Origin of the sequence: Sphingobium sp. SCG-1, assembly GCF_002953135.1 — a bacterium.
In the GTDB taxonomy this organism is placed as follows: Bacteria; Pseudomonadota; Alphaproteobacteria; order Sphingomonadales; family Sphingomonadaceae; genus Sphingobium.
In genome coordinates this window covers 3,068,058-3,093,499 of the sequence record NZ_CP026372.1, presented here as the reverse complement: position 1 = coordinate 3,093,499, position 25,442 = coordinate 3,068,058, and the positions used below count along the sequence as shown (strand labels likewise).

Below are 25,442 nucleotides of genomic sequence, written 5' to 3'. Positions count from 1 at the left end.
TGCCTGCGCGGGTGCATTTCGTACTATGCCCGGAAAATCCGGCGTTTTGAAGGAGATTTTGCATGTTCTCCGGGTCCATACCGGCTCTGGTGACGTCTTTCCGCGACGGAGCGTTGGACGAAGACGCCTTCCGCGCATTCGTCGACTGGCAGATCGACGAGGGAAGCGCCGGACTGGTGCCCTGCGGCACCACGGGCGAAAGCGCCACGATGACGGTCGAGGAGCATAATCGCGTCGTCGCCATCTGCGTCGATCAGGCGGCGGGGCGGGTGCCCGTGATCGCCGGATGCGGATCGAACGACACGAAGATCGCGCTGGAGCACATGTATGCGGCGCAGGCGGCAGGGGCAAACGCGGCGCTGGTCGTCGCGCCTTATTACAACAAGCCCAATCAGGAAGGCGTCTATCAGCATTTCGCCTATCTGGCGCAGCACTGCGACTTGCCGATCATCCTGTACAACGTGCCGAGCCGGACGATCACCGACATCGGCGTGCCGGTGCTGTTCCGGCTGGCCGAAGAGTTCCAGTCGATCGTCGGCATAAAGGACGCCACCGGAAATCTGGGCCGTGTCACCGCACAGCGCCTCGCCTGCGGGACCGACTTCTGCCAGTTGTCCGGCAATGACGAAACGGCGCTGGGATTCAACGCGATGGGCGGGGTAGGCTGCATATCGGTGACGGCGAACGTCGCCCCGAAGCTGTGCGCCGACTTCCAGGCGGCCTGCACCAGCGGCGACTGGACGGCGGCGCTGGCGTTGCAGGATCGGCTCTATCCCCTGCACGACGCGCTGTTCAGCGATTCTTCACCTGGGCCAGTCAAATATGCCCTGTCGCGTCTTCGGCCCGACATGCCGACGAATCTGCGCCTGCCGATCACATGGCCTTCGGACGCCAGCCGCACGGCCGTCGACCGGGCGCTGGAGATTGCGGGACTGGTCTGACGGTTCGTCTATACCCATATCGCGGTGGCATGACGTCACGTTTGTTAATTTAGGAAATCATGGCCCGCCCCCGTCCCGAAACGTTCGACAAGAAGAAGATCGTCGCCGAGAACCGGCGCGCGCGCTTCGAGTATTTCATCGAGGACGTGTTCGAAGCGGGCATCGCCTTGCAGGGCACCGAAGTGAAAGCCTTGCGAGGCGGCGAGGGATCGATCGCCGAAAGCTATGCCGAGGTGAAGGGGAGCCAGGTCTTCCTGGTGAACAGCAACATCCCCGAATATAGCCATGGCAACCGCGAGAACCACGAACCCAAGCGCCCGCGCAAGCTGCTGCTGCATGAGCGCGAGATCAACAAGATGCACAGCGCGGTCGAGCGGCAGGGCATGACGATCGTGCCGCTGATGGTCTATTTCAACAGCAAAGGCCGGGCCAAGGTCGAACTGGCGATCGCCAAGGGCAAGAAGCTGCACGACAAGCGCGAGGTCATCAAGGATCGCGACTGGAAGCGGGACGCGGCGCGCATCATGAAGGATCGCGGCTAGATGAGCCGCCTGACGCGATGGTGGCATGCCAATGCCCCGACCCGCGAGTCGATGGAGCATAACCGCTTCATCGCGCCCGTGGCGCATCGCGTACTGGAGCCATCGTTGTGGCGCTTTACGCGACGGTCGGTGCCGCGCGGCGTGGCGCTGGGGCTGCTCGTGGGCATTTTCCTGCTGATCCCCGGTATCCAGATCGCGGGGGCGGCCTTGCTGGCGCTGCCGGTGCGGGCCAATATTCCGGTGGCGGCGGCGATGACGTTCCTCAGCAATCCCGCGACGACACCATTCATCCTGTGGGCGTCGGTCTATGTCGGCAATTTCATGCTGGGGCGGACCGCCGATGCGTCGGGCTTCATGGCGCTGGTGCACAATCATGCCGGCGTCCAGCAGTGGATGGCATGGCTGTTCTCCGAAGCGGCGCCCGCCATGCTGTTCGGGCTGGCGGTTATCTCCGTGGTGTCGGCGGCGGTGGGCTACCTCATCGCGGTGGGTTTCTGGCGTATCCGCATGAGCCGGAAATGGCATGCGCGCAAATTGAGGATTGGCAAGTGCGGCAAATCCGGTTCTATGGAAGAAACGGCAGCCGTCTGACCCGCGCTGCCTGACACGCTCAGGTTGACGGGAGAGCGCCACCTTATGGCGGCACAGGGCACTATATCGCAAAAGAACGAGATGCTTGCGATGGCGGCGCCACGGCCGTTGCGCGGGCTTTTGCCGATGCTGGGAGTTGCAGCGCTTGCCTGCGCGGGACTCATTTACTTCGTCGTGGGCCAACCTGCGCTGGCGGGCGGATTCGCGGCGGCGCTGATCGCGGTGGCGGCGTTAGGCGCATGGTTCACGCGATTGTTCCCTAACGAAGCCGTCGATCTGGATGCCGTTCCCGACTGGACCGTGGCGCGCGCCGCTGCCGATGCGTCCAGCATGGCCATCGCCGTAACCGATCGTTCCGGGCGGCTGGTCTGCGCCAGCGATCTGTATGGGGAATGGTTTCCCGGTTTCCCGACGCCGCCCGACCTGCCGCTTGAGACATCGGAGGCGGAGCGGTTGGCCGCGGCGGGGCGCGCGGCATGGTCCGATGGTGAGGGCAGGGCTGCGGGAATAGGTCGCGGCGCAATGCGGCTGGACGCTGACGTGACGCGCACGGGGCGTTCGGAGGACTATCTTCTCTGGCGCTTCACGCCTGTGCGACAAGTGAGCATCATCGACGATTTCAATCGGATGCTGACGGGCGAGGCGGGGCGTCAGCTTACCGAGGCGGGCATCATGGCGGTGATGATCGGCGGCGAGGGGCGAATACGGGCCGCGAATGGCGCCTTCTTGCTCCGTGCGTCGGGAAGGATCGACGCCAATATCACCGGCCGCGACTTTGCGAGCTATCTGCGCATCGATGAGAAGGGGCGCGTGTTCTTCGCGCGTGAGGAAGGCAGCGCGCTGCCGATCCGCCTGTTACAGGTGCCGATGAAGCGCGGCACGGCGGAAGGGCCGATGCTGATCCTGATGCTCGACGAGCAGGGCGGCAGCATGGATGGCACCTCGGCGCTCTCCTATATCGAGACGCTGCTGTCGCTGCTGCCCTTCGGCCTTGCCATGGCGGACCGGGACGGGCGCGTGCTGTTCCTGAACAATGCATTCTCCCGCGCGGTCGGCCTGAAGGCGGGCGAGAAGCCTACCTATCCCGGCGATCTCGTCATCCGTGAAGATCAGGCGGCGGTGGCCGATTCCGTGCGCCGCTTTGCTGTCGGCCCGCAGATGTCGGGCGATATCGCGGTGCGGATGCGCGTGCAGCCCGATGAGCCGGTGGCGCTCAGCCTGGCGGGCGTGCGCGGCCTTGGCGAAGCGGCAGTGCTGCTCAGCCTCAAGGACAACAGCGAGGAAAGCAAGCTGAAGCGGCAAGTCGCGCAAGCCACGAAGATGCAGGCTATCGGTCAGCTTGCGGGAGGCGTCGCCCATGATTTCAATAACATATTAACCGCCATTATCGGCCATTGTGACCTGATGCTGATGCGGCACACGCCGGGCGACAGCGATTATGACGACATTCAGCAGATCAAGTCGAACAGCAATCGCGCGGCGGGCCTGACGCGGCAGTTGCTCGCGTTCTCCCGCCAGCAGACGCTGCGGCCGCAGGTTCTGCAATTGCCCGATATCGTCGCGGATGTCTCCAACTTGCTCAACCGCCTGCTGGGCGAGAATGTGAAGCTGATGGTCAGCCATGGCCGTAACCTGGGCGCGGTGCGCGCCGATCCGGGGCAATTGGAACAGGTCATCATCAATCTCGCCGTCAATGCGCGCGATGCGATGCCCGATGGCGGTACGCTCAACATTCAGACCTATGCCGTTCCCGCTGCCAAAGTCCGCGAGATGCGGCATGAAGTGCTGCCCGTCGGTGATTACACCGCCCTGCGTGTGTCCGACATGGGTACGGGCATTCCGCCGGACCTTCTGGCCAAGATCTTCGAGCCGTTCTTTACCACTAAGGAAGTGGGCAAGGGCACCGGCCTTGGCCTCTCGACCGTGTATGGCATCGTGAAGCAGTCGGGCGGCTTTATCTTCGCCGAGTCAGAACCGGGGCAGGGCGCAAGCTTCGTCATCTACCTTCCGGTCTATGCCTCGGTGGGCAAACCTGCGGAACCGGAGAAGCCGCGCCTCCCGGACAAGCGCAGTGAAGTGTGGGGCACCGGGACCATCCTGCTGGTCGAGGACGAGGACATGGTGCGCACCGTGGCCGAACGTGCGCTGGCGCGGCAGGGCTATACGGTGCTGGCCGCTTCGGATGGCGAGCAGGGGCTGGAGATGCTCGAATCCACATACGCCTCGGGCGGACATATCGACCTGCTCATTTCCGACGTGGTCATGCCCAATATGGACGGGCCGACCATGGTGGCGCAGGCGCGGCAGGCGCATCCCACTTTGCCGGTGCTTTTCATGTCGGGCTATGCCGAGGAGCAACTGCGCAAGTCCATCGACATTCCGAACGTCAATTTCCTGCCCAAGCCGTTTTCTGTAAGTCAACTTGCTGAATCTGCGCGGGATACCTTGATCGCATACGCCCCGATGGCTCCCGATGGCGGTGATAAAGCGCCTGATGGCATTGCTTCAGATCAAGGGGAAAGGCACTAGGCAAGCCGCGCATCATAGGTTAGCGACAGTCCTCCTTTCGCCACCGAAACACAGATTTCGGTATTTCGGGAATCGCGGACGATCATGACGGCAACTAAATCCATTCTGGTGGTTGAAGACGAAGCCATGATCGGCATGATGCTGGAGGATTTTCTCGAAACGCTGGGCTATGGCGTGCACGGCGTGGCGGCGACGGTATCCGAAGCCTGCGCGCTGGTGGATCAGGGTGGCTTCGATGCGGCCATCGTCGACTGCAATCTCCAAGGGGAGAAGTCCTGGCCGGTCGCCGAAGCGCTTGCGAACCAGGGGACGCCGTTCCTGTTCGCCACTGGCGGTAGTTCCGACGATGTGCCTACGACCTTTGAGGATCGGCCGACGTTGGCGAAACCCTTCACGATCGGGGCAGTGGAGCGGGCACTGGACAAGGTGCTGGCGAGTGGACTGAATACCGGCCGCGCCTCGGCCTGAAGTTTATTCTGTTCCCCTCTTGTTCACTGAGAACAAATGCGATACATGATGCCCAAGCGCCCGCTTGGGCGCTCCTCTCGGTTCGGCATTGTGTCCGGATTGCTTGACAGGAGACCATGTGATGACAGCAATGCTGAAACTGATTGATTCCGACAAGAAGACGGGGACTATGGATAAGACTGGACAGGACCGGCAGAAGGCGCTGGATGCCGCACTGGCGCAGATCGACCGCGCGTTCGGCAAGGGATCGGCCATGCGGCTGGGTTCCAAGGAGACGATGCAGGTCGAGGCGATTTCGACGGGCAGCCTTGGCCTTGATATTGCATTGGGTGTGGGTGGACTGCCGCGCGGTCGCGTGATCGAAGTCTATGGACCGGAAAGTTCGGGCAAGACGACGCTGGCGCTACATGTCATCGCCGAAGCGCAGAGGGGCGGCGGCACAGCGGCGTTCGTGGACGCGGAACATGCGCTCGATCCGGTCTATGCGAAGAAACTGGGCGTCAACATCGACGAACTGATCGTGTCGCAACCTGATACGGGTGAGCAGGCGCTGGAGATCGTGGACACGCTGGTGCGTTCCAATGCCATCGACGTTCTGGTGGTGGACTCGGTGGCCGCGCTGGTGCCGCGTGCGGAAATCGAAGGCGAAATGGGCGACAGCCATGTGGGCCTGCAGGCGCGTCTGATGTCGCAATCGCTGCGCAAGCTGACGGGTTCGATCAGTCGTTCGCGCTGCATGGTGATCTTCATCAATCAGCTGCGCATGAAGATTGGCGTGATGTACGGCAATCCGGAAACCACGACGGGCGGCAATGCGCTGAAATTCTATGCGTCCGTCCGCCTTGACATTCGCCGCACGGGCCAGATCAAGGATCGCGACGATATTGTCGGCAACGCGACCCGCGTGAAGGTCGTGAAGAACAAGGTCGCGCCGCCGTTCAAGCAAGTCGAATTCGACATCATGTATGGCGAAGGCATTTCCAAGATCGGTGAAATCCTCGACCTCGGTGTGAAGGCCGGGATCGTCGAGAAATCCGGCGCATGGTTCTCCTATGACTCGATCCGCATCGGGCAGGGCCGCGAGAATTCCAAGACGTTCCTCAAGGAAAATCCCGAGATCACCGATAAGATCGAGAAAGCCATTCGCACCAAGACCGAGAAGGTTGCGGAAGGCATGATGACCGGTCCCGAACCCGACGAAGCGGAAGACGGGGAAGCCTAAACGCGAGAGCCGCCGGGCACGTACAACCCGGCATCTTGGCGTGGAGGCTCCTGCTTGCCGTTTCATGATCCGAAAGGCCCGCAGCGTGAGAACGCCGCGGGCCTTTATCATTATGGGGCGTGAGATCGTTTGGTGAGGCGTCAGCGTCGGCTTTAGTTTCGGCTTCAGTTTCGGCATCGAGTGCGCTTTGGCGTAGGTCGGGCCTCGGTCCCGCTCCGGTAGTGGGTGGCGAGGCAATCGCTATGTGAGAGCGGCGGGAAATCGCTTTGACACGTTGCAAACTCTGTTAGCCTCCGCGGCACAAGGAGCGCCCATGACCATCATCGTCCATCACCTTGAGAATAGCCGTTCGCAACGGATTCTCTGGCTGCTCGAAGAACTCTCCTTGCCCTACAGCGTGGTCCGCTATCAACGGAACCCGAAGACTATGCTCGCGCCTCCCGAATTGAAGGCCGTCCATCCGCTGGGCAAGTCTCCTGTCATCGATGACGACGGGCAGATCGTGGCCGAGACCGGCGCGATCGTCGAATATCTCGTGGGCAAGGCGGGCAGTCGCCTGGGCACGCCTGGTGATCCAGGTGACGCGCTGAGATACCGCCACTTCCTGCATTATGCCGAAGGCTCGATGATGCCGCCGCTTCTGGCGATGCTGGTCGTCCGGAAGCTCGGACTGCTGGGCCGGCCAGCGCGTAAGCCCATCCAGGGGATGCTCGACACGCATCTGGACTGGCTTGAAAGCGAACTGGCCGCGCGACCTCATTTTGCGGGTCAGGATTTCACTGCGGCCGATATCATGATGAGCTTTCCGCTGGAGGCATCCCGCGCCCGCGCAGGTCTCGACGCATCCCGACCGCATCTTATTGCGTGGCTGGACCGGATGCATACGCGCCCGGCCTATCAGGCGGCTCTCGTTCAGGGTGGTCCCTATGCCTATGCTTGATCGTCGGAACCTGCTGATGGGATTGGGACTGGCCGGCGGGGCGGCGGCGATCGGACGACCGCTTCGGGCGCTCGCGCGGGAGGAGGCGATCCCCGGTCTAAAGCCGCTGACGAACGGCGTCGCGCCGATCTCCCGGGCGGAGCGGGCGGCGCGCATCGAGCGGGCGCAGCGGCTGATGCAGCAACACGACATCGGCGCGATCCTTGTCGAACCGGGCGCGAGCCTCACCTATTTCACTGGCGTCCGCTGGCATCGAAGCGAGCGCCTGACTGCCGCGATCATCCCCGCCGAGGGACGGCCCGTTATCGTCACGCCATTCTTCGAGCGGCCATCGGTCGCCGAGACGCTGGGCATCGATGCGGATATCCGCGTGTGGCAGGAGGACGAGATCCCGCTGGCGCTCGTCGCGGCATTTCTGAAAGAACGTGGCGTCGGAAATACGAAGATCGGGATCGAGGAAACCGCGCGCTTCTTTGCGTTCGACGGCTTGCGCGCTGCGCTTCCCGGCCAATCGCTCGTATCGGCAAACCCGGTCGTGCGGGGATGCCGGATGCGCAAGACGCCAGCCGAAATCGCGCTGATGCAAGCGGCCTCCGACGTGACGCTCGCCGCCTATCGCTGGACGGTCCCGCGCGTCCGCACCGGCATGACGCCTGCCGATATCAGTGACATGATGAATCGCGCGACCATTGCCTTGGGTGGTGTGCCGGAATTTTCGCTGGTGCTGATCGGCGAAGCGGCCGCCTACCCACATGGCAGTGGCAAGCCCCAGGTGGTTGCCGCCGGATCGGTCGTCGTGATGGACTGCGGCTGTACGGTGGAGGGCTATCAGTCCGACATTTCGCGGACGTTCGTCCATGGTGCCAATCCCACGAAGGATCAGCGGCAGGTATGGGAGCAGGTGGCGAAAGGTCAGCAGGTCGCCTTCGCTGCGGCCCAACTCGGCGCTCTCGCAGGAGCGGTCGATGATGCCGTCCGCTCTTATTACGAGTCCCTCGGCTATGGCCCGCGTTACGCGCTGCCGGGGCTTTCCCACCGCACTGGCCATGGCATCGGCATGGAAGGGCATGAGCCGATTAATCTGGTGCATGGGGAAATGACGCGTCTGGCGGAAGGGATGTGCTTTTCCAATGAGCCGGGCCTCTATCTTCCCGGCAAGTTTGGCGTCCGTCTGGAGGATTGCTTCCACATGACGGCTGCTGGTCCCAAATGGTTTTCGATGCCGCCGACATCGCTGGACGCGCCTTTGGGGTGAGGAAGTCGCGCTTTATCTGAACGCGATAGGGTTTTGGCGCGTCGCCGCACTTGAGAAGCGCATCGCGACCTTCTAAGTCCGTCCCATGACATCGACCAATGACATCCGCCGCTCTTTCCTGGATTATTTCGCGGGCACCGGGCACACCCCCGTCGCGTCGGCGTCGCTGGTCCCGCACAATGATCCGACGCTGATGTTCGTCAATGCGGGCATGGTGCCGTTCAAGAACGTGTTCACAGGCCTCGAAAAGCGCCCTTACAGCAAGGCCACATCCAGTCAGAAATGCGTGCGTGCGGGCGGCAAGCATAACGATCTGGATAATGTCGGTTATACGGCGCGGCATCATACCTTTTTCGAAATGCTCGGAAATTTCAGCTTCGGGGACTATTTTAAAGAACAGGCGATCACGCACGCCTGGACGTTGCTGACGAAGGAATGGGGGCTTGATCCCAATCGTTTGACGGCGACCGTCTATCACACCGATGACGAAGCCTTCGACCTTTGGAAGAAGATCGCGGGCTTGCCCGAAGAGCGCATCATCCGGATTCCGACCAAGGACAATTTTTGGGCGATGGGTGACAGCGGACCCTGTGGGCCGTGTTCGGAAATCTTCTTCGACCATGGCGACCATATATGGGGCGGCCCGCCGGGATCGCCGGAAGAAGATGGCGACAGGTTTGTCGAAATCTGGAACCTCGTCTTCATGCAGTATGAGCAGGAAGCGAACGAGATCGTCTCCGAACTGCCGCGCCCCAGTATCGACACCGGCATGGGGCTGGAGCGGATCGCGGCCGTCATGCAGGGCGTGCATGACAATTACGACACCGACACGTTCAAGGCGCTGATCGCGGAAAGCGGCGCGATTTCGCGGACCTCGACCGATGGCGCGCACAAGGCCAGCCATCGCGTGATCGCCGACCATCTGCGCTCCGCAGGGTTCCTGATCGCGGATGGTGTGCTGCCTGCCAATGAAGGGCGAGGCTATGTGCTGCGGCGGATCATGCGCCGGGCGATGCGACATGCGCATATCATCGGCGCAAAGGACCCGTTGATGTATCGGCTGGTCGGCAGCCTCGTCAGCGAAATGGGCGGCGCTTTCCCTGAGCTGGTTCGCGCGCAACCGCTGATCGAGGAAACGCTGCTGCGCGAGGAGACGCGGTTCCGGCAGACGCTGGAGAAGGGACTGCGGCTGCTGGAGGATGCGACGTCGGACCTGGACGAAGGTGCGACGCTGCCCGGCGAGACGGCGTTCAAGCTCTATGACACTTATGGTTTTCCCTATGACCTGACCGAGGATGCGTTGCGTTCGCGTGGCCTGTCTGTGGATCGTTCAGGCTTCGATGCGGCAATGGCGGAGCAGAAGGCTGCGGCGCGGGCGGCCTGGAAAGGCTCAGGCGACAAGGCTTCGGACGACATCTGGTACGACATCGCTGATAGCGAGGGCGGAACCGAATTTACCGGCTACATCTCGACGCAGGGCGAGGGGCAGGTGGTTGCGATCGTGAAAGAGGGCAGCAAGGCCGACAGCGCTTCCGCCGGTGAGAGCGTCGTGATTCTTACCAACCAGACGCCCTTTTACGGCGAAAGTGGTGGCCAGAGTGGCGATGCGGGCACTATCTCGGGCGCGAACGGCTTCGTCGCGACGGTGGATGACACGGGCAAGCCTCTCGGCCGCCTGCACGCCCATTTCGCGAAGGTGGACGCGGGCAGCATCAAGGTTGGCGATACCGTCCATCTCTCGGTGGATGCTGATCGTCGCGACCGAGTGCGCGCAAATCATAGCGCGACTCACCTGCTGCACGCAGCCTTGCGGCATCGCCTGGGCAGTCATGTCACGCAGAAGGGCAGCATGGTGTCTGCCGATCGGTTGCGCTTCGATTTCTCGCATCCCGAAGCACTGACGTCAGCGCAGATCGCGCAGGTCGAGGCCGATGTGAATGCGCAGATCCGGCATAATGAGGAAGTGACGACGCGCCTGATGACGCCCGACGACGCGGTTGCGGCTGGCGCGATGGCGCTGTTCGGGGAGAAATATGGCGACGAGGTTCGCGTGCTGTCGATGGGGAAGGGCGACGACATGCATTATTCCGTCGAGCTTTGTGGCGGTACGCATGTCCGCGCGACAGGCGATATCGCGCTGTTCAAGATCATTTCCGAAAGCGCAGTGTCCAGCGGTATTCGCCGGATCGAGGCACTGACCGGCGAAGCGGCGCGGCTGTGGCTGATCGATCGCGATGAGCGCTTGCGGCAGGCGGCGGCTACGCTGCGCACCGCGCCCGATGATGTACCTGCGCGGATTGCGGCGCTGGTCGAGCAGAGCCGCAAGCTGGAGCGCGAACTGGCCGATGCGAAGAAGGCGCTTGCCTTGGGTGGCGGTGGGACGAAGGCTGCGGCTGGACCCGAGCAGGTCGGTAATGTCGCGTTCCTCGGCCAAGTCATTCAGGGTCTCGACCCCAAGGAATTGCGCGGCCTGATTGACCAGAACAAGGCGATGATGGGCAGCGGCGTGTCCGCAATCATCGCTGTGCTCGACGGGCGCGCCAGCATCGCGGTGGGCGTGACCGGTGATCTGGCCCCGGCGATCAGCGCCGTGGACCTGGTGAAAGTGGGTGTCGAAGCCTTGGGCGGGAAGGGCGGCGGTGGCCGTCCTGACATGGCGCAGGGCGGTGGTCCCGAGGGCGACAAGGCGGCGGATGCGTTGCAGGCTGTGAAGAATGCGCTGGCGGCGGTGCCTGCGCTGTAATTAGCGCAAGGCCGCGTCAGGCGTCCTCCGCCCGCAGTTTTCGCAGCTTCGGGGCCTGATCCATGTTCGCTGCGTCCTTGATCTCCTCGCGCAGATCTTCGCGCATCTGGTGGATCGAGGCGATGACCGGGCCCATGGCGACACCTAGGTCGACGAGTGCGGTTTCGGCGAGTTGTAGCGAGCTTTCCAATGTTTCGGGCACGGCGTCGCTGGCCCCGGCCTTGTACAATTCGGCTGCGTGATCCGTGTCGCGCGCACGGACGATGATGGGCAGGTCGGGTATCCAGCCGCGCACCCGGCGCGTCACCCGGACCGATAGAACAGGATCGTCCATCGTCAGGATCAACGCGCGGGCATGGCCAAGGCGCAGCTTGTCGAGCATTTCCGCGCGCGACACGTCGCCGAACAGGATCGGATAGCCCGAACGGCGGGCGGCGGCGACGACATCCGCGTCGGATTCGACGGCGATGAAGGGCTGATTATGCGACTTCAGCAGGTCGCAGACCATCTGGCCAACGCGCCCGAAACCGATCACGACGGCGGCGGGCTGGGCGCCATCCTCGCCCATCGAAACGGGTTCCTCGGAGCTGGCAAGTTCCAGCCGCCGCGCTACGTCGTGCCCGATCCGGGCGAGCAGGGGGGTGATGGTGAGGCCAATCGCGGTGACGATCTGCCAGAAGGCGGCGGTCGATGGCAGGATCAGTTGCGCGGCGGACGCGGCCGTCAGCACGATCAGCGTCGTTTCGGACGGGCTAGACATCAACACGCCGACTTCCAGCGAGACGCCGCGACTGACGCCGGAGAACCGCAGCAACAGCGTCGTGATGACCGTCTTTACGATGACCACGCCCACAACGGCGAGGAGCAGGATGGACCAGTTTGCAGCGATGACTCGCAGATCGAGGCTCATACCGACAGTGATGAGGAATACGCCCAGGGCGAGACCCTTGAACGGCGCAGTCATGACTTCGACTTCGCCATGATAGTCCGTCTCGGCGATCAATATGCCCGCCAGCAGAGCGCCGACGATCGGCGACAAGCCGACCAGCGCGGTCGCCAGGCTGGAGACGATCACCACGAGCAGGCTGGCGGCCAGGAACACTTCGGGGCTTTTGGTGCGCGCGGCTTGGCTGAAGATGTGGGGCAGCGTGAAGCGGCCCAGCACCAGCATCGCGACAATCGTCACGCCGCCTTTGACGAGCGTGCTGGCCAGCCCGACCCACCCCTCACTACCCGCCGCCGGAGCCAGCGCGCCAAGGAGGAAGATGATGGGAACGAGCGCCAAGTCCTCAAACAGCAGCATGGAAAAGGCCGACCGTCCGATGGCGCTTTGTGTACCGACCATTGGCAATACGAGGGCGGTGGAGGAGAGCGCCAGCGCCAGTCCGAGGCCGATCGCTCCGCCAGCGGACTGGCCGATCAGGTAGAGCGCCGCGCCGATGACTGCGGCGCTTATCAGCAACTCCGCCGCGCCGACGCCGAAGACCTGCGTTCGCATCGTCCACAGGCGCTTGAAACTCAGTTCCAGCCCGATGGAGAACAGCAGTAAGATGATGCCGAGTTCGGCGAATGGCGCGATCGCCTTTGGGTCGGAGATCGTGATGTAATAGAGCCAGGGATATTGGCTGACGAGCGCCCCCAAACCAGCCGGTCCGACCGCAAGCCCGACGAGGATAAACCCAATGACGGGGCTGATCCGGAATCGCGCGAACGCCGGAATCACTAGACCCGCCGCGCCTAGGATTACGAGTGAGTCACTGAAGCCCGAATGATTTAATTCCACTGCCATGCCCTATCTTACGCAGCGGATCGGGCATTTGTCAGCGCCTTATACCCAAAAAAAGCGCCTTAGCCGCCGCCGGGCGAGTTGTGGCCACCAGCGGGCACCGGGCCGCCGCTCGGCGTGTGACTGTGGTTCGCCAGATTATTGTCCCATTCGATGTGATACAAATCGAAGCGCCGGTCGCGCAGGTTGCGCACAGTGCCTTCCGCCCGCGCCCAGCTAAGGTCTGCCAGATTGACGTCGGCGATGGTGAGTGTTTCGACATTCTCACTGGCTTCCGCGGCGATGCCGTCGCGTGCGAAGGGGAGGTCGCAGGGTGTGAGGATGCAGCTTTGTGCATACTGAATGTCCATATTGTCGACGTTGGGCAGGTTGCCGACATTCCCGGACATGATGACATAGCACTGGTTCTCGATCGCGCGCGCCTGACAGCAGTAGCGCACGCGCATGTAGCCGGAGCGGCTGTCGGTGCAGAAGGGGACGAAAATCATCCGTGCGCCCTGATCGACGAGACGGCGCGCGAGTTCAGGAAATTCGCTGTCGTAGCAGATGAGCACGCCGATCGGGCCGCAGTCTGTCTGGATCACGTCCAGGGATTCGCCACCCTTGATGTTCCACCAGAAGGCTTCGTTGGGTGTGGGGTGGATCTTCTCCTGCGCATGGACCGAGCCGTCGCGAAGGGCGACGTAGGCGACGTTCTGGATGTCCCCGTCATCGGTGCGAGTCGGGTGCGATCCGCCGATGATGTTGACATTATACTCCAGCGCCATGCGCGCGAGTTCCTTGGTAAGGCGGGGCGTGTAGGTAGTCAGGCGGTCGATCGCTTCGGCCGGAGACAGTTTCTTGGTTTCGAAGGAGAGGAGCGGCAGCGTGAAGAGTTCGGGGAAGATAATGAAGTCCGACCGGTAATCGGCGGCGACATCGACGAAATATTCGATGTTGCGGACGAAGCCTTCAAAGTCCTCGACTGCACGGGCCTGTAGCTGACATGTTGCGAGGCGGACGCTCTCGACGCCACGCGGCACACGCATTTCGGGCGCTTCGTCGGGATCGACATAGGGATTGCGCCATACGAGGTGCGCGGCGTTGCCTCCGGAGAGTTTATCTTCTGGCAGGTAATTTGCCAGCACGCCAAGCGGTTCGAACTGGTTCTTCAGTTGGAAGCTGAGCACCGGGTCGCGCAGCTTGCCCGCGATCACGCCGTCCAGATAATCCTGCGCACTGCCGACGCGGCGCTTGGCGCGGGCATATCCCGGCATTCGGCCCGCAATGACGATGCCGTGGAGGTCAAGCTGCTCCGCCAGTTCCTTGCGTTCGTCGTAAAGGCGCTGGCCGATGCGTAGGCCACGCTGGCGCGGATCGACCGCCATTTCATAGCCATAGAGCCATTCGCCCGCCGCGCTATGGCGCGTGCCGAAGCCATTGGCAGTGATTTCTTCCCAATCATGGGGTGAAAAAGCCATCGCCTTGCTGACGCGCATGGTCGCGCAATATCCTACGACCTTGTTGTCGTAGAGTGCGACGAAGCAACCTTCGGGGAAATTGTTGATCTGGCCCCGCAGCGTCGCCGGAGAGTAGCCAGGCATACCGGGATAGGCGCGCTCGATCAGGCGCTGGATGGCGCGTACGTCCGATGGAACGGCATTCCGAATTTCCAGGCGCTTGCGTACCGCTGTCGTCATTGTTCTTCCCTGGAAAATAGTTCGGCCCCAGCGAGGGGATCACCCATCGCTGGAGCCGAACAATCAGTCGATTATTTCGGTTCCGGTTTTACCAGGACGCCATTTCGGTCTCTAGGTTCGCGCGGATTGCCTCAAAGAACTGCTCCGTCGTCATCCATGCCTGATCCGGACCAATTAACAGCGCCAGATCCTTGGTCATCGCGCCTTTCTCGACAGTTTCGATGCAGACTCGCTCCAGCGTTTCGGCAAAGCGTGTGACTTCGGGCGTGTCATCGAACTTCCCACGGAAGGAGAGGCCCTGCGTCCAGGCGAAGATCGAGGCGATCGGGTTGGTCGACGTCGCCTTGCCCTGCTGATGCATGCGGTAGTGGCGCGTGACGGTGCCGTGCGCGGCTTCGGCTTCCACCGTCTTGCCGTCGGGCGACATCAAGACCGACGTCATCAGGCCGAGCGAACCAAAGCCCTGTGCCACGGTGTCGGACTGCACGTCGCCGTCATAATTCTTGCACGCCCAGACGAACTTGCCGCTCCACTTCAGCGCGGAGGCGACCATATCGTCGATCAGGCGGTGCTCGTAGACGATGCCCGCTTCCTTGAACTTGGCGGCGAAATCGGCGTCGAACACTTCCTGGAACAGATCCTTGAAGCGACCGTCATAAGCCTTGAGGATCGTGTTCTTGGTGGAGAGATACAGCGGCCACTTGCGGTCGAGCGCGTAGTTCATGCTGGCCTTGGCGAAGTCGCGGATCGAATCGTCGAGGTTGTACATGCCCATGGCGACACCGGCGCTGGGGAACTGGAACACTTCCTCATCGATCTTCTCGCCATTGTCGCCTTCCCAGACGAGGCGCAGCTTGCCGGGGCCGGGTACGCGGAAATCGGTGGCCTTATATTGGTCGCCAAATGCGTGGCGGCCAACGACGATCGGGTCGGTCCAGCCGGGGACGAGGCGCGGCACGTTCTTGATAACGATCGGTTCGCGGAAGACGACGCCGCCCAGAATGTTGCGGATCGTGCCGTTCGGCGACTTCCACATCTTCTTGAGGCTGAATTCCTCGACGCGTTGCTCGTCCGGCGTGATCGTCGCGCACTTAACACCAACGCCGTATTGCTGGATCGCCTTGGCGCTGTCGACGGTGATCTGGTCGTTGGTTTCGTCGCGCTTCTGGACGGACAGGTCGTAATATTTGAGGTCGATGTCGAGATAAGGCTTAATCAGGCGTTCGCGAATCCATTCCCAGATGATGCGGGTCATCTCATCGCCGTCGAGTTCGACCACCGGATTTTTGACTTTGATCTTCGCCATTCGCCTGTTTCGCTTTCTGTTCACTGGGGATGAGTTGGCACCGCGTCTAGGGAAAGGATGCCGGTTTATCAACCGTTCCCAAGGTTTTTGCGCAGGCCAAGACGAGTATGAAGTTGACGGCCTAACGCACGTTGTCACCGGCGGGATCAGTCCGTAAGACAGGCTAATGGAAAACAACGAATTTTCGATGGCCGCAGGTGGCGGCGTCAAGTGGCGCTTTCCCGCCGTTCATCCCGAGGGACGCAAATTCGGCCTGATCGCTGCTGTGATTACCGGAGCCTTCTTCCTGTTCGGGTGGGATGTGATCGGATGGCTGATGGTTATCGTAACCATATGGGTATTAACCTTTTTCCGCGATCCGATTCGCGCCACGCCACAGGATGACAGCCTGTTGGTGGCGCCTGCCGATGGACTGGTGACGCTGATCCAGCGCGTGACGCCGCCGCGCGAGATGGCCGGGCCGCAGGGCTTGGGCGATACGCCGATGATCCGCGTGTCGATCTTCATGAGCGTGTTCGACGTGCATATCAACCGCACGCCGATCAGCGGTTCGATCAAGAACGTTATCTATATTTCGGGCAAGTTCCTGAACGCCGATCTCGACAAGGCGAGCGAGGACAATGAGCGCCAGCACATATTGGTGGAGCGTGCGGATGGCCTGCGAATCGGGTTCACGCAGATCGCGGGGCTGGTCGCGCGCCGGATCGTGCCGTTTGTGAAGCCCGGCGATGTCGTCGCGGCGGGGCAGCGGATCGGGCTGATCCGCTTTGGCAGTCGGGTGGACGTGTATCTGCCCGAGGGAACGATGCCGCGCGTCGTGCTAGGGCAGCGGACGGTGGCTGGTGAGACGGTGCTTGCGAAGCTTGGGGATATGCACCCAGTCGCGGGGGTTTTGCAGTGAGGCAGCGGCGGCGCGCCATTCCGCGGGGGCTGCGTCGCGGCATCACGTTGCGAATGCTTGCGCCTAATGCCGTTACTGCGATGGCCCTGTGCTTCGGGCTTACCGGGGTTCGTTACGGCATTGCGGGCGAGTGGGAGCGGGCAGTTGCGTGTATCGTGCTGGCGGGTGTGCTGGATGGTCTTGATGGACGCATCGCGCGATTGTTGCGCGGGGAGAGCCGCTTCGGGGCGGAACTGGATTCGCTTTCCGATGTCATTGCATTTGGCGTCGCGCCTACGTTGATCCTGTATCTTTGGTCGTTGCAGAGTATGCCGAAGGTCGGCTGGATTTTTGCTCTCGCTCACGCCTTGTCCTGTGCCCTGCGTCTGGCCCGGTTCAACGCGAATATCGATGCCGATGTTCAGCCGCACAAGTCTGCGGGATTTCTGACGGGCGTGCCGGCACCTGCGGGCGCTGGACTCACCTTCGTGCCTCTTTATCTTTGGTTCGTTACGGGGCTCGAGATTTTCCGGGCTTGGTATGTGGTGGCGCCGTGGACCGCGTTCATTGCATTCCTGATGATATCGAATGTCGCAACCTTCAGTTGGTCGTCGCTGCGCTTGCGCAAGACCATTCGACTTGAAGCCATCTTGGTCGCAGGATTACTCGCCGCGTTGCTGATGACGGTGCCTTGGCACACACTGCTAGTCATCAGCCTGATCTATGTCGCGCTTATACCATTCGGCATCCTCAGCTATGGCAAGGTGCTTAAAACGAAAACGCCGTCCGATAATCCCGCCTGATTAGTGGTTTCGTACTGCCTTGGCTTAGCAATCAGGCTGCGAGCGCAGTGCGGATCGGATGCACACGGGCAGTCTGCACCGGGCGAACGCGCGGGCGGCTAACCCTCACATGATAGACGCGCACCGTTTCCGGCATCGGCTCAAGCACAAGCGCCGCGACAATCTTGTCGCGATACTGTGCGAACATCCATGCGATCACACTAATGGCGATGGCGAAACCGGACACCAACACCAACTCTGAAATCAACTCAAACATCGAACTGGCCTTTCTATCCCGCCGTTTGCACGGTTTGTCGGGAACTGAGATGCAAACCGCCTGAACTAGCACTTTGTTCCGTATGTTCCCTATATGTTCCTTAACTAGATGTATGTCAAGCCTTGCATTGCGGGCGTTTGACCGTTAGAGGGCGCGCTCCAATCCACATGGGAATCGCACATCCCGGTGCCGGACGACTTCTTTCAGAAGCCAGAAGGTCACTGATTCCCAGAGGCTCAACCGGTAAGGAGAACTATTATGGCGGCACCTGTCGTCTCGATGCAGCAATTGATCGAAGCTGGCGCGCATTTCGGCCACCAGACGCACCGCTGGAACCCGCGCATGAAGCCGTATATTTTCGGCGACCGCAACGGCATCCACATCCTCGACCTTTCGCAGACCGTTCCGCTGTTCGCCCGCGCGCTCGACTTCGTGTCGGCCAGCGTTGCCGCCGGTGGGAAGGTTCTCTTCGTCGGCACGAAGCGCCAGGCTCAAGACCCTATTGCTGAAGCCGCACGCCGCTCGGGCCAGCACTTCGTCAACCACCGCTGGCTGGGCGGTATGCTCACCAACTGGAAGACGATTTCCGGTTCGATCAAGCGTCTGAAGACTCTTGAGGAAAAGCTGTCGGGTGACACTCACGGCCTGACCAAGAAGGAAGTCCTCCAGATGACGCGCGAGCGCGAAAAGCTGGAATTGTCGCTGGGCGGCATCCGCGACATGGGCGGCATCCCCGACGTGATGTTCGTGATCGACGCGGGCAAGGAAGAACTGGCGATCAAGGAAGCCAACACGCTGGGCATCCCGGTCGTGGCGATCCTCGATACCAACGTGTCGCCTGACGGTATTGCGTTCCCGGTTCCCGCGAACGACGACGCGAGCCGCGCCATCCGCCTGTATTGCGATGCGATCGCCGCAGCCGCCACCAAGGGCAACCGTGGTGCGGTGCAGGCTTCGGGCGTAGACCTGGGTGCGATGGACGAGCCGCTTCCTGAGGAAGTTGCCGTCGAAGTCGCTCCGGAAGAAGCGCCTGCTGCCGAGGCTGCCGCCACCGAAGCCTGACGCTTTCGCAAAACTGCAAAGCTCATCGGGTAGGGCGCGCTCTTGGATCAGGATCGCGCCCTCCCGCATATTTGAAATAGAATGAAGGAAATCACGATGGCCGAGATTACCGCCGCCAGTGTCAAGGAACTGCGCGACCGTTCGGGTGCGGGCATGATGGATTGCAAGAAGGCGCTGACCGAATCCGGTGGCGACATCGAAGCAGCGACCGACTGGCTGCGCGCCAAGGGCCTTGCCGCCGCACAGAAGAAGTCGAGCCGCACTGCTGCTGAAGGTCTGGTCGGCGTTGCCGTCGCCGGGACGAAGGGCGTTGCCGTCGAAGTGAACAGCGAAACGGACTTCGTTGCGAAGAACGAGCAGTTCCAGGACTTCGTTCGCACCGTGTCGCAGATCGCACTGGATCAGCAGACCACAGACGCTGAGGCGCTGGCGACTGCGGCGTATCCTTCGGGCGGCACTGTTTCGGAGAAGCTGGTCGCGAACATCGCCACCATCGGCGAGAACCAGACGCTGCGTCGCGTGGCGCATGTGTCGGTCGATCAGGGTATCGTCGTGTCCTATGTGCATAACGCTGCGGCGCCAAACCTTGGCAAGATCGGCGTGCTGGTCGCGCTGGAAGGGGATGCGCCTGCCGACGTTCTGGAGCCGCTCGGCAAGCAGATCGCGATGCACATTGCCGCCGCTTTCCCGCTGGCGCTGGCCGCTGGCGACATCGATCCGGCGCAACTGGAGCGTGAACGCGCCATCGCGACCGAGAAGGCGGCCGAGTCGGGTAAGCCTGCCGAGATCATCGCCAAGATGGTCGATGGCGCCGTTGCCAAATACGCCAAGGAAAACGCGCTGCTCAGTCAGTTGTTCGTGATGGACAACAAGACGCCGGTCGCAGACGTCGTCGCCAAGGCGGCCAAGGACGCGGGCAAGTCGATCACGCTGAAGGGCTATGTCCGCTTCCAGCTGGGCGAAGGCATCGAGAAGGAAGTCAGCGACTTCGCAGCGGAAGTTGCGGCGGCTGCTGGGGTCTAATCACCTAACTTATCCGTTCGGCCGGAGCGAAGTCGAAGGCTTTCGCTGAGCCGCTGGCGAAGCGTACTTCACTTCGTTCAGCGTGGCCCTTCGACTTCGCTCAGGGCGAACGGATTAGAGGTCGCTTTGCGGGCGTGAAGCTGCCCCAACCGATAAAACCCCGCTTCACATCATGGCGCGCACTGCCTAAGGTGCGCGCCATTTCCATGACCAGACAGGATCAACGCCCCGCATGACTCGGCCAGCCTTCAAGCGCATCCTGCTCAAGCTCTCCGGCGAAGTATTGATGGGGTCTGGCCAGTTCGGCATTGACCCGGAAACGGTGGACCGGATCGCGGGCGAGATCGCGGCAGCCAGCGACGCCGGGTTCGAATTATGTGTTGTCGTGGGTGGCGGGAACATTTTTCGCGGGCTGGCGGCTGCGGCCAAGGGCTTTGACCGCACCAGCGCGGATTATATGGGTATGTTGGCAACCGTGATGAACGCGCTGGCGGTTCAGAATGCGCTGGAACGGATGGGCCGCGATACGCGTGTGCAGTCCGCGATCCCCATGGCCAGCGTGTGCGAACCCTATATTCGCCGTCGTGCTGAGCGGCATCTGGAGAAGGGCCGCATCGTGATTTTCGCGGCGGGGACGGGCAATCCCTTCTTCACGACCGATACCGCTGCGGCTTTGCGCGCCGCTGAAATGGGTTGCGACGCGCTGTTCAAGGGCACTAGCGTCGATGGCGTCTATGATGCCGATCCCAAGAAGGTGGCCAGCGCTACCCGTTATGAATCAGTGACTTTCGACCGTGTCCTCAATGATAATCTCAAGGTCATGGACGCGAGCGCCGTAGCGTTGTGTCGCGAAAACAATATTCCCATCGTCGTCTTCAATATCCGCGAAACCGGCAACCTGTCTAAGGTGTTGGCAGGCGACGGGACAGCGACGATCGTACAGGCTCAGGAGAAGTAATCATGCCGCAATATAGCAAGAGCGATCTGGAACGTCGCATGGCCGGTGCCGTCGAATCGTTGAAGGGTGATTTGTCCGGTCTTCGCACGGGGCGCGCCAATACCGCGTTGCTCGATCCCGTGACCGTCGAAGTATATGGCGCCCATATGCCGCTCAATCAGGTCGCGACAGTATCCGCGCCTGAGCCGCGCATGATCTCCGTCCAGGTGTGGGACCGCAGCAATGTGACGCCTGTCGAGAAGGCAATCCGCTCGGCGGGGCTGGGGCTCAATCCGATTACCGATGGCACCACATTGCGCCTGCCGATTCCCGATCTGACCGAGGAACGCCGCAAGGAATTGGCCAAGCTTGCCAGCAAATATGCCGAAGGCGCGCGCATCGCCGCGCGCAATGTGCGTCGCGACGGCATGGATAGCCTGAAGGTCGACGAGAAGAAGGGCGAGATCAGCGAGGATGATCGCAAGCGCCTGGAAACCGAAGTCCAGAAGCTGACCGACGCGACCATCGCGGACATCGATGCCGCCGCGAGTGCCAAGGAAAAAGAAATACTTGGCCAATAGGCCGCAAACCGGCACATAGTTCTTGTGGCAACTCAGGCATCTTCCAGCACGCGGACCAGCGTTTCGCCCCATGACGTGCCCGATCATGGCGCGCGGCATGTCGCGATCATCATGGACGGCAATGGGCGGTGGGCGAAGAAGCGCCTGTTGCCGCGTTTCGCCGGGCATAAAGCTGGCGTGGATGCGGTGCGGAAGATCGCGAGATCCGCGCGGGAACTCGGAATCGAGTGCCTAACGCTCTATGCTTTTTCTTCGGAAAACTGGAAGCGTCCTGCAGCGGAAATTGCCGACCTGATGGGCTTGTTGCGCCGCTTCATCGAGGCCGACATCGACGAGATGGTCTCCGATAATGTGCGGTTGCGGGTGATCGGCAATTATCGCGCACTGGAACCCTCGCTGGTGGCGCTGATCGATGATGCTTTGGCGCGGACGGCAGTGAACACTGGCCCGGTCCTGGCAATAGCGCTCAATTATGGGTCGCAGGACGAGATGGTCAGGGCGGTGCAGAGCCTGGCGGCGCGCGCGGCCTCGGGTGAAATCGCGCCCGACGAGATTTGCGCCGATCACTTGCATGGCGCGCTCGATACGGCGGGCCTGCCACCGCTCGACCTGATGATCCGCACGTCGGGCGAGCAGCGCCTCAGCAATTTCCTGCTGTGGCAGGCGGCCTATGCGGAACTCTATTTTACCGACGTTCTCTGGCCGGATTTTGATACCAAGGCGCTGGCGGGTGCGCTTCATGCCTTCAAGGACCGCGACCGCCGTTATGGTGGCCTTTGAACGGCGTGCGTTCGATCAGGGCAGAGGCGTGATATTGCGATGACCGGGCGACCCAGTGACCTGAAGACTCGCGCTATTGTGGGCATTGCGCTTATCTGCGTTGCCGTAGCAGCGTTATTGATGGGGCATATCCTGTTCTGGGTCCTCGCTTCCGTGGCCGGTGTGCTGATGCAAGGCGAATGGGGTAGCCTGATCGGTGCGGATGCGCGCGCGCGCAGGTTGGCGATGTTTGCGATCTGTGTGCCGCTGGCGATCATGGCGCCTGATCCGCTTGCGGCCGGGCCGTCTTTTCTCGCGATCGGATTGCTTTTGGGCGCAGCCTTGTTCGTGGTGGCAATTACGCGTTCGTTCCCGCTGGCGCTCGGCATCCTGTATGTCGGCATTCCGGTTCTGGCGCTGCTGTTCCTGCGGGCTCAGCATAACGGATTGCTGCTGGCGTTCTGGGCTTTGGGATTGGTGTGGGCTACCGATATCGGCGCGTATTTCGCGGGCCGGTCCATCGGTGGGCCGAAGCTTGCGCCATCGATAAGTCCCTCGAAGACCTGGGCGGGGCTTGGCGGCGGTGTACTCGCTTCGCTGGCCTTCGGTTTCGCTCTCCATTTTGGGGCTGGCTTGCCTGTAAAGCTGGCTGCGGCTTGCGGGATTCTGGCGGTGGCGGCGCAGGGCGGCGACCTGTTCGAAAGCGCGCTTAAACGGCGCGCGGGGGTCAAGGATAGCGGCACATTGTTGCCCGGCCATGGCGGGGTGCTTGACCGGCTGGACGGTGTGGTGACGGCCGCGCCGCTTGCAGCGCTGCTGGTTGCGCTGCCGGGTTTGCTATGACGCGCCGTATCTCGATCTTCGGTGCGACGGGATCGGTTGGCACGTCCACGCTGGACCTCGTAGAGCGTGATAGTGATGCCTGGCAAGTCGTTGCGTTGACAGCGCATGGCGATGTGGCTGGACTGGCGGAAGCTGCACGGAGGCACCGTGCAGAGGTTGCCGTGATCGGACAGGAAGCGCTGTACGCCGATCTCAAACAGGCGCTGGCAGGCACAGGCATTCGCGCGGAAGCCGGCCCGCAGGCGCTGGTCGATGCGGCGCGGCTCGATGTTGACTGGACCATGGCGGCCATCGTCGGATGCGCTGGGCTTGAGCCGACTTTGGCGGCGTTGGAGCGGGGGCATACGGTCGCGCTCGCCAACAAGGAGTCGCTGGTATCGGCGGGCGCGCTGATGATGGGGGCCGTACGTGCGTCGGGCGCGACGCTGCTGCCCGTCGATAGCGAGCACAACGCGATCTTCCAATGTCTTGCCGGAAGCCGGATGGAGGATGTGCGGCGCATTACTCTGACGGCCAGCGGCGGGCCGTTCCGCGATTTCACCCGTACGCAGATGGCGGCGGTGACGCCCGCGCAGGCAGTCAAGCATCCCAACTGGTCAATGGGCGCGAAGATCAGCATCGACAGCGCTACGATGATGAACAAAGGGCTGGAATTGATCGAGGCGGATCACCTGTTTCCCGTCGGCCTCGATAATATCGAGATCCTCGTCCATCCGCAGTCGGTGATCCACTCGATGGTGGAGTATCGCGATTGCTCGACGCTGGCGCAGCTTGGCAGTCCCGACATGCGCATACCGATCGCTCATGCGCTGGCCTGGCCGGAGCGCATTGCGACACCGTGCCAGCCGCTCGATCTCGTCACTATCGGCCGTCTGGATTTCGAAGCGCCCGACCCGGTGCGTTTTCCCGGCCTGCGGCTCGCGCGTGATGCGGCGCGGGCAGGGGGCGGGCATCCCGCTACGCTCAATGCCGCGAATGAAGTGGCGGTCGCCGCGTTTCTCGGCGGGCGCATCGAGTTCTTAAGAATCGCCGCGATTGTGGAAGAAGTGCTGGCAGGCTATAGCGCGCCAGCACCCTGCGACATTGCAGGGATTCTGGAGACGGACGCCCAAGCGCGCGCGGCTGCATCCAGCATGGTGGAAAGAGTGCAAGCTTGATTGAGAATCCGAGCCTTCTACTGACCGTATTCGCTTTCCTCGCCATTATCGGCCCGCTCGTTTTCGTCCACGAATTTGGTCATTATATTGTCGGTCGCTGGTGCGGGGTGAAGGCAGAAGCCTTCTCCATCGGCTTCGGCAAGGAGCTTCTCGCCTGGGTGGACAAGCGCGGCACGCGCTGGCGCATCGGGATGCTGCCGCTGGGCGGCTATGTGAAGTTCAAGGGCGATATGAACGCGGCGAGCCAGACGGACCCGGCATGGCTGCATATGTCGGCGCAGGACCGCGCGGAAAGTTTCCCCGGCAAACCAGTGTGGCAGCGCGCGGCGATCGTATTCGCCGGGCCCGCCATCAATTTCCTGGCCGCGATCCTTCTACTTGGCGGCTTGTCCTATATTCAGGGCGATCCGGAGAGTCCTCCGGTGGTCGGTGCGGTATCGGCCGGATCGGCGGCGCAGGCGGCTGGTCTGCAAAAGGGCGACCGCATCGTCAGCATCATGGATCGGGATATCAACAGCTTCACGGATATCTCGTCGATAGTGACGCTGCGTCCCAACGAGCTGCTGCCCTATGTCGTCGAGCGCAACGGCAAGCGCTTCGACGTGTCGATCGCCGCGGGAACGCGGATCGAGAAGGATCGCTTCGGCAATATCTTCCGGCTGGGGCAGCTTGGCGTGGCGTCCGGCCCGCTGACGTTCCGGAAGATAGGCTTGCTGGAGGCGCCGGTGGTTGGCGCGCGGAAGGTCGGGCAGCTTCTAACCTCCTCGCTCGACGGGTTGTGGCAGATCATTACCGGGCGGCGGTCAGCGAAAGAACTGGGCGGGCCGTTGAAGATTGCCGATGTCTCGGGTCAGGCGGCGAACATGGGCTGGCAGAGCTTCATCTTCCTGATGGCTTTTATCTCGATTAACTTGGGGTTCATCAACCTGTTGCCAATTCCGATGCTGGATGGCGGGCATTTGCTGTTCTACGCAATCGAGGGGATAAAAGGGCGTCCGGTCAGCCCGCAGGTGCAGGAAATGGCCTATCGATCGGGGTTGATGGTGCTCCTGACGGTGATGGTGCTGGTGACTTTCAACGATTTGTCGTCTTTCGGCCTGTGGAGAAGCCTGTCCGGCTTGATCGGCTGACGCGGTTGA

Annotated in this window: 23 protein-coding genes; 19 read left to right on the top strand and 4 right to left on the bottom strand. The window is 61.9% G+C overall.

Going from position 1 to position 25,442, the window contains the following annotated elements:
- Positions 1-62: 62 nt before the first annotated feature.
- The 9 genes from dapA (at position 63) to alaS (ending at position 11,231) form a co-directional block, all read left to right on the top strand.
- Entirely contained in the window at positions 63-941 is an 879-nt protein-coding gene (dapA, locus tag C1T17_RS14065) for a 4-hydroxy-tetrahydrodipicolinate synthase (RefSeq protein WP_104953983.1), read from the top strand.
- Positions 942-1,000: 59 nt separating this feature from the next.
- Complete coding sequence (gene smpB / locus C1T17_RS14060) at positions 1,001-1,483, top strand: SsrA-binding protein SmpB (protein WP_104953982.1); 483 nt, start codon at positions 1,001-1,003, stop codon at positions 1,481-1,483.
- Positions 1,484-2,074 carry a DUF2062 domain-containing protein gene (locus C1T17_RS14055; RefSeq protein WP_104953981.1) on the top strand — a complete coding sequence of 197 codons (591 nt, stop codon included), beginning with the start codon at positions 1,484-1,486 and terminating at the stop codon, positions 2,072-2,074.
- A gap of 81 nt (positions 2,075-2,155) precedes the next feature.
- On the top strand, positions 2,156-4,603 hold the full coding sequence (locus C1T17_RS14050; protein WP_104955238.1) for an ATP-binding protein: 2,448 nt from the start codon (positions 2,156-2,158) through the stop codon (positions 4,601-4,603).
- An 84-nt stretch (positions 4,604-4,687) separates the two neighbouring features.
- Positions 4,688-5,071, top strand: coding sequence for a response regulator (locus C1T17_RS14045; protein ID WP_104953980.1), 384 nt, complete (start codon positions 4,688-4,690; stop codon positions 5,069-5,071).
- A gap of 121 nt (positions 5,072-5,192) precedes the next feature.
- A complete protein-coding gene (gene recA, locus C1T17_RS14040; protein ID WP_223262617.1) occupies positions 5,193-6,293 on the top strand; it encodes a recombinase RecA in 1,101 nt (366 codons plus the stop codon).
- A 313-nt stretch (positions 6,294-6,606) separates the two neighbouring features.
- A complete protein-coding gene (locus C1T17_RS14035; RefSeq protein WP_104953979.1) occupies positions 6,607-7,233 on the top strand; it encodes a glutathione S-transferase family protein in 627 nt (208 codons plus the stop codon).
- A complete protein-coding gene (locus C1T17_RS14030; RefSeq protein ID WP_104953978.1) occupies positions 7,220-8,488 on the top strand; it encodes a M24 family metallopeptidase in 1,269 nt (422 codons plus the stop codon). Before C1T17_RS14035 ends, C1T17_RS14030 begins: the two co-directional genes overlap by 14 nt.
- An 85-nt stretch (positions 8,489-8,573) precedes the next feature.
- Positions 8,574-11,231 (top strand): alanine--tRNA ligase, encoded by a 2,658-nt coding sequence (gene alaS / locus C1T17_RS14025; RefSeq protein ID WP_104953977.1) that lies wholly within the window; start codon positions 8,574-8,576, stop codon positions 11,229-11,231.
- Positions 11,232-11,247: 16 nt separating this feature from the next.
- Here the strand turns inward: alaS and C1T17_RS14020 are convergent, their stop codons facing one another.
- The 3 genes from C1T17_RS14020 to C1T17_RS14010 form a co-directional block, all read right to left on the bottom strand.
- Positions 11,248-13,020: a cation:proton antiporter gene (locus C1T17_RS14020; protein ID WP_104953976.1), complete on the bottom strand. Its 1,773-nt coding sequence runs from the start codon at positions 13,018-13,020 to the stop codon at positions 11,248-11,250.
- A 59-nt stretch (positions 13,021-13,079) separates the two neighbouring features.
- Entirely contained in the window at positions 13,080-14,696 is a 1,617-nt protein-coding gene (locus C1T17_RS14015; protein WP_104953975.1) for a carbon-nitrogen hydrolase family protein, read from the bottom strand.
- Between the two features lie 88 nt (positions 14,697-14,784).
- A complete protein-coding gene (locus C1T17_RS14010; RefSeq protein WP_104953974.1) occupies positions 14,785-16,002 on the bottom strand; it encodes an NADP-dependent isocitrate dehydrogenase in 1,218 nt (405 codons plus the stop codon).
- Between the two features lie 166 nt (positions 16,003-16,168).
- On the opposite strand from C1T17_RS14010, the gene C1T17_RS14005 reads away from it, so the two are divergent.
- Positions 16,169-16,903, top strand: coding sequence for a phosphatidylserine decarboxylase (locus C1T17_RS14005; protein ID WP_104953973.1), 735 nt, complete (start codon positions 16,169-16,171; stop codon positions 16,901-16,903).
- Between the two features lie 53 nt (positions 16,904-16,956).
- Positions 16,957-17,685, top strand: a complete 729-nt coding sequence (locus C1T17_RS14000) for a CDP-alcohol phosphatidyltransferase family protein (RefSeq protein ID WP_104953972.1) — start codon at positions 16,957-16,959, stop codon at positions 17,683-17,685.
- A gap of 31 nt (positions 17,686-17,716) precedes the next feature.
- Here the strand turns inward: C1T17_RS14000 and C1T17_RS13995 are convergent, their stop codons facing one another.
- A complete protein-coding gene (locus C1T17_RS13995; RefSeq protein ID WP_104953971.1) occupies positions 17,717-17,941 on the bottom strand; it encodes a hypothetical protein in 225 nt (74 codons plus the stop codon).
- Positions 17,942-18,199: 258 nt separating this feature from the next.
- On the opposite strand from C1T17_RS13995, the gene rpsB reads away from it, so the two are divergent.
- The 8 genes from rpsB to rseP all read left to right on the top strand — a co-directional run bounded on the left by rpsB (position 18,200) and on the right by rseP (position 25,433).
- Positions 18,200-19,003 carry a 30S ribosomal protein S2 gene (gene rpsB, locus C1T17_RS13990; RefSeq protein ID WP_104953970.1) on the top strand — a complete coding sequence of 268 codons (804 nt, stop codon included), beginning with the start codon at positions 18,200-18,202 and terminating at the stop codon, positions 19,001-19,003.
- A gap of 96 nt (positions 19,004-19,099) precedes the next feature.
- Positions 19,100-20,026 (top strand): translation elongation factor Ts, encoded by a 927-nt coding sequence (gene tsf / locus C1T17_RS13985; RefSeq protein WP_104955236.1) that lies wholly within the window; start codon positions 19,100-19,102, stop codon positions 20,024-20,026.
- A gap of 232 nt (positions 20,027-20,258) precedes the next feature.
- Positions 20,259-20,984, top strand: coding sequence for a UMP kinase (pyrH, locus tag C1T17_RS13980; RefSeq protein WP_104953969.1), 726 nt, complete (start codon positions 20,259-20,261; stop codon positions 20,982-20,984).
- Positions 20,985-20,986: 2 nt separating this feature from the next.
- On the top strand, positions 20,987-21,544 hold the full coding sequence (frr, locus tag C1T17_RS13975) for a ribosome recycling factor (RefSeq protein ID WP_104953968.1): 558 nt from the start codon (positions 20,987-20,989) through the stop codon (positions 21,542-21,544).
- A gap of 24 nt (positions 21,545-21,568) precedes the next feature.
- Positions 21,569-22,324, top strand: a complete 756-nt coding sequence (locus C1T17_RS13970) for an isoprenyl transferase (RefSeq protein ID WP_104953967.1) — start codon at positions 21,569-21,571, stop codon at positions 22,322-22,324.
- Between the two features lie 39 nt (positions 22,325-22,363).
- Positions 22,364-23,146, top strand: a complete 783-nt coding sequence (locus tag C1T17_RS13965) for a phosphatidate cytidylyltransferase (protein WP_104953966.1) — start codon at positions 22,364-22,366, stop codon at positions 23,144-23,146.
- Entirely contained in the window at positions 23,143-24,303 is a 1,161-nt protein-coding gene (locus C1T17_RS13960; RefSeq protein ID WP_104953965.1) for a 1-deoxy-D-xylulose-5-phosphate reductoisomerase, read from the top strand. Before C1T17_RS13965 ends, C1T17_RS13960 begins: the two co-directional genes overlap by 4 nt.
- Positions 24,300-25,433, top strand: coding sequence for an RIP metalloprotease RseP (gene rseP, locus C1T17_RS13955; protein WP_104953964.1), 1,134 nt, complete (start codon positions 24,300-24,302; stop codon positions 25,431-25,433). Before C1T17_RS13960 ends, rseP begins: the two co-directional genes overlap by 4 nt.
- The last annotated feature ends 9 nt before the right edge of the window (positions 25,434-25,442 follow it).